The organism is Microbulbifer maximicatervae (SeqCode) (assembly GCF_052468095.1).
Window position 1 is genome coordinate 2,780,847 of record NZ_CP174332.1, and the last position, 14,571, is coordinate 2,795,417.

Below are 14,571 nucleotides of genomic sequence, written 5' to 3' on the forward strand. Positions count from 1 at the left end.
TTTAGGCAGGAGTTTTTGTCTCTATCGCCACCAAGCGTTAAAGCGAGATAACAGTTAATGGCTCTCTCCCAACTATTACGCATCACAATCAGCAAACCTGCCAACCACCTTGATACAAATAGATATAAAAAAGGCTTCACTTTTCAAACCAACTAGGCATTGAGACTAAAGGTGTCTTTATCTCAACACTCAGTGCAAACCTATAAGTAACTTTAAGATCGTAACCTTCCAATCAGTAATTCAAGATATCCCCAGTCACATCAGGGAGGACTCTCAAGTAACCGCCCTTCGCCACTCAGTGCCGCTAAAAATGCACGGCCATCTGCAATCCCCATACGGAAAGTATCTTTCACCTCTTCCGGACTGGCAAAATCCCAAACATTAAGTGGAACATGTCCAGAGGGCTGAACATATGTCCATTCCTGGTTAAATTTTTGTACCGTAAAACGGTCCGGCAGCTGCGGGAAACGTCGGGTTAGCAAAATAAGCACCCGTCCTTCACCAGTATCCAGCCCACCAATAGGCACACTATCTACAACCCCTCCATCCAATACCTCTGCACCGCCCTGCTTCAGACGCGGTGTCAGAGGTGGCGTGCAGGATGAAGTAATAACCAGCTTCTCTAACTGGGACGGATCTGAACAGTGACGAACTTTATAAAAAGATTGGCGGAAGCCCAATTTAAGTGCAGTAGTGGGGTGAAGGTTCGGGAAAATATAAGTATCAGAGTAATCAATCGCAGCTCCAATCATTAATGCGATTGGACCAGGCAGCCATTTCGGCGAAGTACTGACTCCTATACGTAGGTCTGCGGCTTCCCTAAGTTGATCAAAGCCTCCAGAAAATAAGTCGCTTAATGCTCGCCGATAAATTGTATAGTGCGGGAATACTGGGTCCTTGCGAAACATATTGCCCCAATGGATATTTTTCCCATTGGACTTAAATGCCGAAACGAAGTAATCCACCCCGTCGAGTGACCTGTCCATCAGAACCAGGCTGGCAACCAGGGAGCCAGCGGATACTGCACTGACCACCCGAGGTGCCAGATCAATTTCCTTTGCAACCGACTCCCAAAAGCCGATCTGCCAGGTACAGCGCACGCCGCCACCGGCAAACACCACTTGGTCAAACATAGATTGTTCTTCCCTGGAGTTGGCGCACAAGCAATCACTAGCATGACCAATCACTGGATCGCTGCACCGGCACTTTACATTGCCCCAGCGCCTCAAAAGCACCGAGGAATATTTCAAATATATACAGTGTGGGAGTAGTTCGTAGGGAGGCTTACGCGGGATCTAACCTGAGAGGTTCACTGCAATAAAAAAGGCGAACACAAGGTTCGCCTTTTTCTTTTGAGCCACTTGGCCGACTCAGAATGGTCTCAGGAACTCAGTAGTAAGCCTGGGACTTGTCGGTGTGGTCAGTAATATCTTTCACGCCTGCTAATTCGGGGATTTTCTCTTTGAGAGTCTTTTCCACGCCTTCCTTTAAGGTCATATCAACCATGCCACAACCCTGACAGCCGCCACCAAACTTCAACACAGCAAACATATCCTCGGTCACTTCTACCAGGCTTACCTGGCCACCGTGAGCTGCCAGGCCCGGATTAACCTCGTTGTACAAAACATAGTTAATACGATCCTGGATAGGGCTGTCGTCAGTAATTTTCGGCATACGGGAGTTGGGCGCGCGAATCGTCAACTGCCCGCCCATCTTGTCCGAAGAGTAATCGACCCGAGCATCATCCAGATAGGGAACGCTGCGCCCTTCGAAGTAAGCTTTGAGACCGTTCATTTCCAACATCACATCACCTTCTTCCTCCTCTCCCGGGCGGCAGTAGGCGATACAGGTCTCGGCGTTAGGCGTGCCGGGACTGGAAACAAACATGCGAATGGCAATTCCCTCACAGTCCTGTTTGGCCAACAGCTCTTTCAGGTATTCCTGAGCGGGTTCAGTAATAGTGACATTCAAATCAGACATATAGGCTCTCAAATAACCAAGCTTCTTTGTCGGGTATTCTACTCTCAGAAAGACTCAAGGGAAACCGGTCAGTTGGAACCCTTTCGACCGACCGGCCTCACCACTCTCCTAGGTGGGGATAAATCCCATAAGAGTCTGGGCGGTTTCCTCTGAAGAGGCCGGATTTTGACCAGTTACCAGTTTGCCGTCTACCACTACGTAGGGTGCCCAATCACCACTTTTGGAGTAGTTTCCACCATTTCCCTTGAGCATATCCTCAACCAGGAAAGGCACGACATCCACCAGTTCAACCGCAGCCTCTTCCGAGTTGGCAAACCCGGTCACACCTTTTCCCGACACCAGGTAAGCGCCATCCTGACGGCGTGTATGACGGAAAATGCCCGGAGCATGGCACACAGCACCGATCGGCTTGTCTGCGGCAAAAAAGTTCTCAATCAGTGCAATTGAGACCGGGTCTTCCGCAAGATCCCACAAGGGACCATGGCCACCGGGATAAAAGACTGCATCAAAATCAGACTCATTCATATCAGCCAATTTGTGGGTATTGGCCAGAACCTGCTGAGCATCGGCGTCAGCCTGAAAGCGATGAGTCGCCTCCGTCTGAAAATCTGGCTCATCACTCTTAGGATCGAGAGGCGGCTGCCCGCCTTTTGGAGAGGCCAGGGTCACTTCAGCACCGGCGTCCTTGAAGGTGTAGTAAGGTGCGGCAAACTCCTCCAGCCAAAACCCCGTTTTCTTACCGGTATTCCCCAGTTCATCGTGGGAAGTCAGAACCATCAGTATTTTCATATTTCTGTCCTTATAAACTTTGTCAGCTTTGCTTCAATCATCATTTCCTATGCGCACAACTAACTTGCCGAAGTTCTTTCCTTCCAGAAGCCCGATAAATGCATTGGGTGTTTCTTCCAACCCTTCGACCATATCCTCAAGATATTTAATACTGCCTTCCGCAACCCACTGGCTTAATGTACGCACCGCTTCATGAAAACGTTCGTAGTAATCGAAAATAATAAAGCCTTGGATTTTCAAGCGTTTGGTCAGTACATCCCGCATTAACAAACTGGTGCGATCCGGGCCTTGCGGCAATGAGGTTGCGTTGTACTGAGAGATAAGCCCACATACAGGAATCCGCGCAAAATCATTTAATAGCGGTTGCACCGCATCAAAGACCTTGCCACCAACACTTTCAAAATAGATATCGATACCCTCAGGGCAAGCCGCAGCCAATTGATCGACAAAATCTTCGGCGCGGTGATCCAGGCACAGGTCGAAGCCCAACTCCTCTACCGCATAGCGACACTTTTCCTCACCTCCAGCAACACCGATTACCCGGCACCCTTGCAACTTGCCGATTTGTCCAACTGTTGCCCCCACAGGACCGGTAGCAGCTGCAACTACCAGAGTCTCTCCTTCTTTTGGCTCCCCAATTTCCAGCAAGCCAAAGTAGGCGGTGATTCCCGGCATACCCAGCACTCCCAGGGAGAAGGAGGGGTAATCCGGATTTTTACCCAAGTTAATCAACCCGGTACCATCAGAAATGGCATAGTCCTGCCAGCCGCTATAACCGAGTATCCAATCCCCCTCCTCGAAGCCATTCAATCGGGACTCAACCACACGGCTCACCGTCCCTCCAACCATGGTCTCTCCCAGTGAAACAGGCTCTGCGTAGGACTTCGCATCACTCATTCGCCCCCTCATATAGGGATCGAGCGATAGGAATACTGTGCGCAACAGCACCTCGCCGACCTCCGGCTTGACCACAGGGGCATGCTCCAGGCGGAAGTTATCTGTTGTCGGGGCACCTTCAGGGCGGGATGCCAATACCAGGCGGCGGTTTATATCGCTCGATTGCATTCTCTATTCTCCATAACTTCATAAGACGGAAGTCAAAGTCGCCAAATTAGACCGGTCGTCTAGAATGGCGCCATAAAAATACCCGCAACGGTTTTCCCCTCGCGGGCTCAGTAAAAAACTCAGTGTTTTCCCAGTATCTCCTGGGTCGCCAGCATCGCCTCTGCCATTGGCGTATCGTTGCGGTTTAACTTGGCCAACAGGCTGGCTCCCAGCCACAGCTGGTACAGGGAAGCTGCGGTGGCACGGGCATTGAGGGTGCTAGGCAGAGAACCGTCTTCCCCTGCCAACTCGATACAATTCTGGAGCTTCTGAATAATATGCTCAGTCCCATCTCTGAGGATAATCCGCATCGATTCAGACAGGTCTGCCACCTCAGCGCTAAGCTTAACCACCAGGCAGCGGTGTGCATCGTAACGCTCCCCACTACTCTTCTGCCAAGCATCAAAATAGGCCAATAAATTATCGGCGGCAGATTGATCCCGGGAGGAAAAGCCAACGTCCATCTGTTCCAGGTAGCTGCGAAAATAATCTTCCAGCAGAGCCTCGCCAAATTGCTCCTTGGACTTAAAGTAGTGATAAAAGGATCCCTTTGGCACACCGGCAGTTTTGAGAATTTCACTCAAACCCACACCGGAGAAACCTTTTACGGCCATCACGGTATAACCGGTATCCAACAAATGTTGGCGAGTATCTTCATAGCTGCTTTTCATGCCTAGCACTCTACGCAAAACTAGACCGGTCGTCTAGGGATTTATAGTGATTAGGCGCTGTGAAGTATCTATAAATTGCTCAACTTTATTCAAAACTTCTCTGTTATTGTGGTGGAACAACCAAAAAGGCGTAAGTCGCAGCCGGTGAGTGGGCGTGACTGTGCTAAGATTGGCGCCATTCCCACCATCGGCAAAAGATCGACAATATAAGGATTGGTAAATGTCCCAGCAGTCCCGCGACCAACGTCTCGAGCAAATTAATGCCGCGCTTGCGCAGCGTATCCTGATCCTGGATGGCGCTATGGGGACGATGATCCAGAGGGAGAAGCTGGAAGAGGCCGATTACCGGGGTGAGCGCTTCGCCGACTTCCCACGCGACTTGAAAGGCAATAACGACCTGCTCAGCCTGACCCGCCCGGAGCTGATCGAAAAGATTCACAGGGAGTACCTTGAGGCGGGCGCGGACATTATCGAAACCAATACTTTTAACGCGACCCAGCTGTCCCAATCTGATTACGATATGGAACACCTGGTGGTAGAGATCAACCGGACCTCCGCAGAGATCGCGCGCCGTGCAGCAGATGCACTCTCTACCCCAGAGCGCCCGCGCTGGGTAGCCGGGGTCATCGGCCCCACTTCCCGCACCGCCAGTATTTCACCAGACGTCAATGATCCAGGGGCACGCAATGTCACTTTCGATGAACTGGTAGAAAACTATGTAGAAGCGGGCCATGCTTTGGTCGAAGGCGGCAGCGACCTGATCTTAATCGAAACCATTTTTGACACCCTCAATGCCAAGGCCGCTATCTATGCCATGCAGCAGCTCTTTGAGGAGCTGGGTTTCGAACTGCCAATTATGATTTCCGGCACCATTACCGATGCCTCTGGCCGCACCCTTTCCGGCCAGACGACCGAAGCTTTTTACAATTCCGTTGCCCACGCAAAGCCAATTTCTGTGGGGCTCAACTGTGCCCTGGGCGCCACCGAATTGCGCCCTTATGTGGAAGCCTTATCGGGCGCCTGTACCTCTAATGTCTCCGCCCACCCCAACGCGGGATTGCCCAATGAGTTTGGCGAATACGACGAAACCCCTGAGCAGACCGCCGCAATCGTAGCGGAATTTGCCCGCAGCGGATTTATTAATATCCTCGGCGGCTGTTGTGGCACCACCCCCGATCATATTCGTGCAATTGCCGACGCAGTGGCCGATATACCCCCACGACAGCAGCCGGAAATAAAACCTGCTCTGCGCCTGTCCGGACTGGAGCCATTTGTCGCCGGTGAAAACGCCTTATTCGTCAATGTGGGCGAGCGTTGCAACGTCACTGGCTCCGCCCGATTTAAGCGCCTGATCCTTGAAGAGGACTACGACACCGCCCTGCAAGTGGCTGCCGCCCAGGTAGAGGATGGGGCGCAGGTAATCGACTTCAATATGGATGAGGCGATGCTGGATGCACTCGCCGCTATGCGCCGCTTCCTCAACCTTGCCGCTACCGAACCGGATATCGCCAAGGTGCCATTTATGGTGGACTCCTCCAAGTGGGAGGTGATCGAGGCCGGCCTGCAATGCATCCAGGGCAAGCCCATTGTGAACTCCATCAGCCTCAAGGAAGGCAAAGAGGAGTTTATCGAAAAGGCTCAACTGTGCCTGCGCTACGGTGCAGCTGTGGTGGTGATGGCTTTTGATGAAGATGGCCAGGCGGATACTTTCGAGCGCAAAATTGAGATCTGTAAGCGCAGCTACGATGTGCTAGTCGATGAAGTCGGCTTCGATCCCACCGATATTATTTTCGACCCGAATATTTTTGCTGTCGCCACCGGTATTGAGGAGCACAATAATTACGCAGTGGACTTTATCGAGGCGTGCCGCTGGATTCGCGCAAATCTCCCCGGTGCCCAGATCAGTGGCGGCGTCTCCAACGTTTCCTTCTCTTTCCGGGGCAACAATCCGGTACGTGAAGCCATTCATTCAGTATTCCTGTTTCACGCTATTAAAGCCGGCCTGAATATGGGTATCGTAAACGCCGGGCAGCTGGCGGTTTACGACGAACTCCCAGAGGAGCTGCGGGAAAAAGTTGAGGATGTGATCCTCAACCGCAGCCCGGATGCCACCGAAGCCCTGTTGGACATTGCCCCCAAATACCAAGGGGATGGCGGTGGTGCGGCGCGCAAAGAGGACCTGAGCTGGCGCAAATTGCCCGTGAAGGAACGCTTGGCACACTCCCTTGTGAAAGGCATTAACAACTATATCGAGGAAGATACCGAAGAGGCCCGCGCAAGTTCCTCACGCCCACTGGATGTGATTGAAGGTCCACTGATGGACGGTATGAATATCGTCGGCGACCTGTTTGGCGAAGGGAAAATGTTCTTGCCCCAGGTAGTGAAATCCGCCCGGGTTATGAAACAGGCGGTAGCCTACCTGCAACCCTATATTGAAGCGGAAAAAACCGAAGACAGCCGCTCCAACGGCCGTATCCTGATGGCCACTGTTAAAGGGGATGTACACGATATCGGCAAAAATATTGTGGGCGTGGTGCTGGCCTGCAACAACTATGAAGTGATCGACCTCGGCGTGATGGTGCCAGCGGAAACCATTTTGCAAACTGCAAAGGAAAAGGAGTGTGACATTATCGGCCTGTCCGGCCTGATCACCCCATCCCTGGATGAAATGGTTCACGTAGCCGCCGAGATGGAGCGCCAGGGGTTCGATATCCCATTGTTGATCGGCGGAGCCACCACCTCCAAGGCCCATACCGCCGTAAAAATTGATCCTCAATTCCACCGCAACCAGGTGGTGTATGTAGCCGATGCATCCCGCGCCGTAGGCGTGGCCAGCAGCCTGATTTCCAATGAGCTGCGCCCAGCCTTTGTGGAAAAAATCCAGGCAGAGTATGACAAGGTGCGCACCCGCACCGCCAACCGCAAGCGCAATGACACCCGCTTAACCTACGAGGAAGCGCGGGATACTGCCCCGGAATTTGATTGGAAAAACTACCAGCCAGCGCGACCCAACAAGCTGGGCCTTACCGTGATCGACGATTTCCCTCTGGAGAAACTGCTCGACACTATGGACTGGACGCCTTTCTTTATTTCCTGGGATTTGGCGGGTAAATTCCCGGCAATCCTTGAAGACGAAATTGTGGGAGAAGCCGCAACCGATCTCTACGACAACGCCCAGCGTATGTTGAAAGAGATTATCGATAAAAAGCTATTGCGCGCACGGGCCGTATTCGGCCTATGGCCCGCCAATAGCGTCGGCGACGATATCATCGTCTACAAGGATGAAAGCCGCAGTGAAGAGCTGGCTCGCCTTCACCATATGCGCCAGCAGGTACAGAAACGCGGTGGCGATGGCCTGTGCCGCTCCCTGGCAGATTTCGTCGCGCCGCTGGAGTCCGGCCAAATAGACTATGTGGGCGGCTTTGCGGTTACCACTGGCATCGGCGCAGACCAGTTGGCAGACACCTACGAAGCCAAGCACGACGATTACAACGCCATTATGGTAAAGGCCCTGGCAGACCGTATGGCAGAGTCCTTTGCTGAGACACTGCACCGCTTGGTGCGAAAAGAATATTGGGGCTATGCCGAAGACGAAACCCTCAGCAATGAGGAGCTGATCAAGGAAGCCTACCAGGGCATCCGCCCAGCCCCGGGCTATCCAGCCTGTCCCGATCATTCGGAAAAAGCTACCCTGTTCAAATTGCTACAAGCGGAGCAAAATGCAGGCGTCAGCCTTACCGAGCACTTTGCCATGATGCCCGCAGCTGCGGTGAGCGGTTGGTACTTCGCCCACCCCCAGGCAAAGTACTTCAATGTGGGCAAGATCGGCAGGGATCAGTTGCAAAGCCTGGCTAAACGAAAAGGGGTCAGCGAACCGGAATTGGAGCGCTGGCTACGTCCCAACCTCGAGGAGTGAGCCTGTGGAAGATAATAATAAGAAAGCGAAAAAGCCCAATTTCGGCCAGGTGGTAGTCAGTACCCTGGCCGCCGCGATTGGCGTGCAGAGTGATAAAAACCGCGAAAGGGATTTTCAAAGTGGCAGTATTATGACGTACGTTATTGCCGGCGTTGTTTTTACCGCCGTATTTGTAATCGGATTGGCTCTTATTGTGAAAATAGTACTCGGCAATATGGGCTAAGAGCGCAGAGTGCTTTCCATCAGCTAGCAGCTATACAAATAAGCCGAGCTAAATGTCTATCGCTAATGCCCGGGACTACACAACTCCGGGCCAGCAGCGGGCTAGCGCGTGGCCACCCAAAAAACACAGGTGGCTACGAAAATTGCGACCAGTGCTACAGCAGCAATTGCATCCACTACATTATCGTCTTCAGAAACTACAGCTACTTCATCATTCATCGAATCTCTCCGATCGTTCTTTATTGTTATTTAAAGTAGTTGGGCCGCTGGATGCGGCAACCCAAGTAGAGCAAATCAAGTCATCAGTTGCAAGGCGGGGCCGGCAAACAACCTTACCGACCCAACTGCCACTCTACGCCTGCCCGGAATAGAGAGCGATATGAAACCCTCCGGTAAGAGCCTGGCCAGTCTTAGCAACCTGTGTACGGCTGTTAACATCGACATTCAGATTGCCCCATTTATTTGGGGAAACTGACATAATTCCATTAACACCTTTGCCCTTGTTAACACTCGTCATATTGCAAAACACCACGGCTCCACCACCACTCTTGTTCGTCGCCAGAGAACCTGGACTCGGGCTTGAGCCATCGGAAATCAGAATATGTACATCGACAGTTTTACCACCCAGCGAGTTTTTTAGAATCCTATTGTTATGGTCCAGACAAATATCAATGCCAAAAGTTAAGCCCTTGTACGAAAAAGTACTGTCACTTGCCTTGGTCGAGAAAGCGTCATCCGTCTGATACTTATCATTGCCAACTTTATACTTCTTCAGCAGGAAATTGCCACCGGCCAGGATAGGAGCAATGCTCAAGTAAGATGCTGAAGAAAAACATCCACCACCTTTTGTGTAAGCAATAGTCCCTGCAACAATCAGAATGTTCGGGTACTGACGGGAAGCTCTGCGCAGGCCGGAATAAATATCACTCTTGGAGCCCTTGCTTAAAGAGTCGATGTGATTAGTTTTTGCTTTAGAGGCATACCCTGAAAAGTAATACTCCGGAGCAACCAACATCTTGATATATTTATCGTCGGAGTACTCTTGCATCATGGCTTTAGCGCGAGCCAACGCCCCCTCAAACACATCGAAATTACTGTTACTCACACCAGTAAACTTTGATGAGTCATCAAACTCAATCATCGCCGCAAGGATATCTTTAGCCATCCCGCTTACCTCTTATATTTTTTAGGAGTTCACTTACTGACTTACCTACTGGCCAGCCTCATATGTGACTGGCGATTCGCCCTTTATATCACCGCAAGTAAACTGAGAGGCGGTATCAATTCACAGCTAACCGAATTAGCGTCGATTTGCCAGGGCCCCGAAGTGGAGTCGCTACACTCAACAGGTAAGTTGCGGCTAAAAAACAGACAGGACGGCATAGATAGCCATTACTCCAACGCTCCTCGAATCTGCAACAACAGACAAGCACTATGCTGATAAATCTCTCTTATAACTGTTGGTTACAGATATAGCGGAAAATATTGTTATTTATTGCATAAGAGCGCTGGTATGTTATGCGCCAGCGGAGAATCGTCCGGGGCCTGCCCCTTTCTCCACCATCAGCGCACAAAGGCAATGGAATCAAGCTGTTATGTATCGATACGACGACCGGGACCGCGCCATCATCAACGATCGCGTAGCCCAGTTCCGCGGCCAAACGGAACGTTACCTTGCCGGCGAGTTGAGCGAGGAGCAATTCCTGCCGCTGCGCCTGCAAAATGGCCTCTATATTCAGCGACTGGCCCCCATGTTGCGTATTGCCGTTCCCTACGGCCTGCTCAACAGTGCCCAGTTACGCCGTCTCGCCCGCGTAAGCCGCGACTACGATAAAGGCTACGCCCACTTCACTACGCGCCAGAACCTCCAGTACAACTGGCCGCAGCTGGAAGATGTACCCGCTATTCTCGATGAGCTGGCGGAGGTGGAAATGCACGCGGTACAAACCAGCGGCAACTGTATCCGAAATACCACCTCGGACCCCTACGCCGGCATTGCGCTCGACGAGATTGCCGACCCGCGCCCCTACTGCGAGTTGATTCGCCAGTGGTCTACATTCCATCCGGAATTCGCTTTCTTGCCGCGCAAGTTCAAGATCGCCGTCAGTGGTTCAGAACAGGACCGCGCCGCCATCCGTGTACACGATATCGGTGTACAGATCGTCAAGCGCGGTGAAGAGATTGGCTTCCAGGTATTGGTAGGTGGCGGTCAGGGCCGCACACCGGTTATTGCCGAGACCATCCGCAACTTCCTGCCGGAAGAAGACCTGCTCTCTTACCTTGAAGCGATTGTCCGCGTTTACAACCAGCTGGGTCGTCGCGACAACAAGTACAAAGCGCGCATTAAAATTCTGGTCAAGGCCCTCGGCCCGGAAGAGTTCGGCCGCCGCGTGGAAGAAGAGTGGCAACATATTAAAGACGGCGCTGAAAAGTTAACCCAGGAAGCATTGGATTGGGCTAAATCCTTCTTCACAGCCCCAGAATATCGCGAGTTTGACGGATCAGCTGCTGAAGCTGCACTGCAACAACAAGCCGACAGCGACAAAGCCTTTGCCCGCTGGCTTGAACGCAACACCTACCCGCACCGGGTACCCGGTTATCGCGCGATTAAGTTGTCCACCAAACCCACTGGTGTCCCCCCAGGTGATGTAACCGATGCCCAATTAGAGGCTATTGCCGATCTTGCCGATACTTTTAGCTTCGGTGAAGCCCGGGTAACTCACGACCAGAATGTGGTACTCGCAGACGTCGAACAGGACAAACTGTTTGAACTCTGGCAACAGGCCCGCAAGCACGGCTTCGCCACACCGAATATCGGCACCCTGACCGATATGATTTGCTGCCCCGGCGGTGACTACTGCTCACTTGCCAACGCCAAGTCCATCCCAGTAGCCGAAGCCATCCAGCGTCGCTTTGACGATATGGACTACCTGTACGACCTGGGTGATCTCAACCTCAATATCTCTGGCTGCATGAATGCCTGTGGCCACCACCACGTGGGACATATCGGCATCCTCGGCGTCGACAAAAAAGGGGAAGAGTTCTACCAGATTCAGCTGGGCGGCAGTGCATCCAACGAGGCCAGCCTGGCCAAAGTATTGGGCCCCAGTTTCTCCCGCGCTGAAGTGCCAGACGTGATCAGCAAAATCCTCGACCTCTATGTCGAGCAGCGCCAAACGGAAGAGCCCTTTATCGACACCTACAACCGCATCGGCCTTCAGCCCTTCAAGGAGAGAGTTTATGCCAAAGCCAGCTAAACTGGGCCCACAGCCGGGCAACCCTGCAGAACTGATCATCGATGGTGAAGTAAAGACCAACGAATGGCAGCTGGTACCCCAACTGGAAGCTGGAGAGGAGTTGGACCCAAGCACCCTGCCCTCCGGCAAAATTATCCTGCCACTGCGACAGTGGCTGGCACATCGCGATGCGCTGTCATCCCGCAGTGACGAAGTCGGTGTTTGGCTGGACAGTGAAGAAGGTGCCGAGCAGATTGCGGAAAAAGCCGCCAAATTGCCGGTAATTGCCGTGCACTTCCCAGCATTTGCCGACGGTCGGGGCTTTACCGCCGGCCGTATGCTGCGCGAGCGCTACAGCTTTACCGGAGAGTTACGCGCAGTAGGCGGGTTTATGCGAGACCAGCTGACCTATTTACAGCGCTGCGGCTTCAATGCCTACGCATTTGAAGGCGAGCAGCCTCTGGCAAGCCTTAAAGACTCGATGAGCGATTTTGGCGATAGCTACCAAACAGGGGTCGACCAACCGCTGCCCATGTTCCGTCGCCGCTTCTAAAGCTCAATTTAGACCTCTGAATACTCAGAGGTCTAAATTTCCACTTCCATCACGCCTCCAGCCCCAATCCATTAAGTGCAAACTCCAAAGAGGGTTCCACCTCCTTGAGTTCTCGCCCGGATCGCAATACCGATGCTGTGCCATGCAGCAGGGTAATCAGGTACATAGCGCACTCCTCGGCACGCCGATCAAGCCCTATAGCCTGGGACTCTTTATCAAAACGAAACAAGTCAACCAGTTGCTTTACCGCTTCTGCGTCAGCAGCTTTTAAAGCGTCAATGGCATCAGAGGGCAAAGCGTCACCGGCAGTTTCCGATAATCCAAACGCCAGATAACAACCCCTCGGGGTTCCCTCCCCCGCTTGCCCTTTAACGGTAGCCAACAAATAACTATGCAATCGCTGCCGTAACGGCACTCCCTCTTCCGTCAGGAACTGCATACGATCTTTGGCATATCTATCCAGGTATTGCCCCAATGAAAGAACAAACAGTTTCTCTTTATTGCCAAAGGAAGAATACAGACTTGGCTTGTTAATCCCCATAGCCTTGGTCAGGTCCGCCATTGAGGCGCCCACATAGCCCTTTTTCCAAAAGACTTTCGTTGCTGATTCCAACGCATGCGCCTTATCAAACTCCGGCTTGCGTCCCGCCATTGGCAATCTCCCAAAAATTGTTTTGACAATATTGTACCGATCGGTAAGACTTAGCTCAAACCTTACCGATCGGTACAATATTAATCAACCCTTCACAGGAGAACAGAATTGAGCATTTCAATCGAAGGAAAAACTGCCCTTGTAACTGGAGCAAACCGCGGAATTGGCAAGGCAATTGTTGAGCGCTTTCTCGACGGTGGCGCAAAAAAAGTCTATCTGGCCGTGCGCAACCCAGAGACAACGACAGAACTGACAGAAAAATATGGCGACAAAGTAATCACATTGGAACTCGATGTGGCAAAAGCCCAAAGTGTAGGGGCGGCGGCAAAGGCGATTCAGGAATTGGATATTCTGGTGAACAATGCCGGGGTACTTGCGCCCGCAGACCCGCTTAGCGACCATGTAGAGGACTCCCTTAAGCAGGAACTGGAAGTGAATACCTTTGGGCTTGTCCGAGTAGCCAAAGCATTCACCCCCCATTTGGAAAAGAGCAAGGGCGCCCTGGTACAAATGAATTCGGTCGTATCCTTGCGTACCTTCCCACACGTTAGCACCTACTCCGCATCCAAAGCCGCCAGCTACGCAATTACCCAGGCACTTCGAGAAACGCTTCAGGAGCGAGGCGTACAAGTATTGAGTGTTCACCCCGGCCCCATCAAAACAGATATGGCCAAACAGGCTGGGCTGGAGGACGGAGAATCCCCCAGTGCAGTGGCTGAGGAAATTGTTGGCGCGCTAAAAAATGGGGATTTTCACCTCTTCCCGGATGCCATGTCGCAGACTTTTGAAGCCGCTTATCAGAGCTTCTCTGATTCGGTGATCACCGCAGACCTTAGCGAATAACACGGCCGAAGATTGTCTGAGTAAGAAGTAACACAAGCCTCGAAGGAACCCGATCTAGGGTTCTTTCAAGAGGCTGGAAAATTCCTCTGAAGCCATAACGGGTACAAACTCAGTGATCGTAAAAGTCGACGCCCCATGTTTTGTGAAAGGGTCTTCTTCCAGAACCTTTCGCAGCACTTCCTCAGAGGGATGACGTGAAATAATTATCGCGCCAGTTCTAGGCTCTTTCGCCCCCCCAAAAAGCAGGTCTCCCGATTTATAGTGTCCCTCCAGGTAGCTCACATGCTCCGCCATTAACTCTGGGGTCAGTTTTTTAATATCCGGGAAATTCAAGTTCACTAAAAACATAACGTCTCCCCCCTCCTTAGGGGCTATATATCAACTCTTTACACCACTTTAAGCTTGCAGAAATAGCCTCCACCAATCTAATAGATAGCAAATCTTTCCACCTTGGCGATAGAGGATAATCCCCAAGCAGTAGTTTAAATGGAAACCATCGGAGATTGATGATCGGGCATCATTTAATTTAATGGTGCCATCAAGTACCTTTCTTTAGGCAATAGTGTTAACTAGACGATACTTCAGATTAATCAAGTTACATGTGG

General features: G+C 51.9%; 13 protein-coding genes. 5 read left to right on the forward strand and 8 right to left on the reverse strand.

All coding sequences use genetic code 11. From position 1 onward, the window contains the following. Positions 1–260: 260 nt before the first annotated feature. From ACJJIL_RS11915 to ACJJIL_RS11935, 5 genes are all read right to left on the reverse strand, one after another. Positions 261–1,133, reverse strand: coding sequence for a patatin-like phospholipase family protein (locus ACJJIL_RS11915; protein ID WP_445359790.1), 873 nt, complete (start codon positions 1,131–1,133; stop codon positions 261–263). A 256-nt stretch (positions 1,134–1,389) separates the two neighbouring features. After that, positions 1,390–1,980: a Fe-S biogenesis protein NfuA gene (gene nfuA / locus ACJJIL_RS11920; protein WP_282933143.1), complete on the reverse strand. Its 591-nt coding sequence runs from the start codon at positions 1,978–1,980 to the stop codon at positions 1,390–1,392. Between the two features lie 108 nt (positions 1,981–2,088). Then, positions 2,089–2,769, reverse strand: a complete 681-nt coding sequence (locus ACJJIL_RS11925) for a type 1 glutamine amidotransferase domain-containing protein (RefSeq protein WP_282933144.1) — start codon at positions 2,767–2,769, stop codon at positions 2,089–2,091. A 33-nt stretch (positions 2,770–2,802) separates the two neighbouring features. Next, positions 2,803–3,834, reverse strand: a complete 1,032-nt coding sequence (curA, locus tag ACJJIL_RS11930; protein WP_444932977.1) for an NADPH-dependent curcumin/dihydrocurcumin reductase — start codon at positions 3,832–3,834, stop codon at positions 2,803–2,805. A gap of 119 nt (positions 3,835–3,953) precedes the next feature. Next, a complete protein-coding gene (locus tag ACJJIL_RS11935) occupies positions 3,954–4,544 on the reverse strand; it encodes a TetR/AcrR family transcriptional regulator (RefSeq protein ID WP_444912856.1) in 591 nt (196 codons plus the stop codon). A gap of 220 nt (positions 4,545–4,764) precedes the next feature. On the opposite strand from ACJJIL_RS11935, the gene metH reads away from it, so the two are divergent. Next, entirely contained in the window at positions 4,765–8,460 is a 3,696-nt protein-coding gene (metH, locus tag ACJJIL_RS11940; RefSeq protein ID WP_445359791.1) for a methionine synthase, read from the forward strand. A 4-nt stretch (positions 8,461–8,464) separates the two neighbouring features. Continuing rightward, positions 8,465–8,683 (forward strand): DUF2970 domain-containing protein, encoded by a 219-nt coding sequence (locus tag ACJJIL_RS11945; protein WP_413665506.1) that lies wholly within the window; start codon positions 8,465–8,467, stop codon positions 8,681–8,683. A 351-nt stretch (positions 8,684–9,034) separates the two neighbouring features. Here the strand turns inward: ACJJIL_RS11945 and ACJJIL_RS11950 are convergent, their stop codons facing one another. Further along, positions 9,035–9,847 (reverse strand): carbon-nitrogen hydrolase family protein, encoded by an 813-nt coding sequence (locus ACJJIL_RS11950; protein WP_444912854.1) that lies wholly within the window; start codon positions 9,845–9,847, stop codon positions 9,035–9,037. Positions 9,848–10,277: 430 nt separating this feature from the next. Here ACJJIL_RS11950 and ACJJIL_RS11955 point away from each other — a divergent pair, with 430 nt between their 5' ends. Both ACJJIL_RS11955 and ACJJIL_RS11960 read left to right on the forward strand, forming a co-directional pair. After that, on the forward strand, positions 10,278–11,939 hold the full coding sequence (locus ACJJIL_RS11955) for a nitrite/sulfite reductase (RefSeq protein WP_445359792.1): 1,662 nt from the start codon (positions 10,278–10,280) through the stop codon (positions 11,937–11,939). Further along, on the forward strand, positions 11,923–12,471 hold the full coding sequence (locus ACJJIL_RS11960; RefSeq protein ID WP_413665503.1) for a DUF934 domain-containing protein: 549 nt from the start codon (positions 11,923–11,925) through the stop codon (positions 12,469–12,471). The genes ACJJIL_RS11955 and ACJJIL_RS11960 overlap by 17 nt, the downstream gene beginning before the upstream one ends. A gap of 49 nt (positions 12,472–12,520) precedes the next feature. Here the strand turns inward: ACJJIL_RS11960 and ACJJIL_RS11965 are convergent, their stop codons facing one another. After that, entirely contained in the window at positions 12,521–13,123 is a 603-nt protein-coding gene (locus tag ACJJIL_RS11965; protein WP_413665502.1) for a TetR/AcrR family transcriptional regulator, read from the reverse strand. A gap of 108 nt (positions 13,124–13,231) precedes the next feature. Here ACJJIL_RS11965 and ACJJIL_RS11970 point away from each other — a divergent pair, with 108 nt between their 5' ends. Then, positions 13,232–13,966 (forward strand): SDR family oxidoreductase, encoded by a 735-nt coding sequence (locus ACJJIL_RS11970; protein ID WP_444897575.1) that lies wholly within the window; start codon positions 13,232–13,234, stop codon positions 13,964–13,966. Between the two features lie 54 nt (positions 13,967–14,020). On the opposite strand, the gene ACJJIL_RS11975 is transcribed toward ACJJIL_RS11970, so the two are convergent. Continuing rightward, entirely contained in the window at positions 14,021–14,314 is a 294-nt protein-coding gene (locus tag ACJJIL_RS11975; protein WP_444897576.1) for a YciI family protein, read from the reverse strand. Between the last annotated feature and the right edge of the window lie 257 nt (positions 14,315–14,571).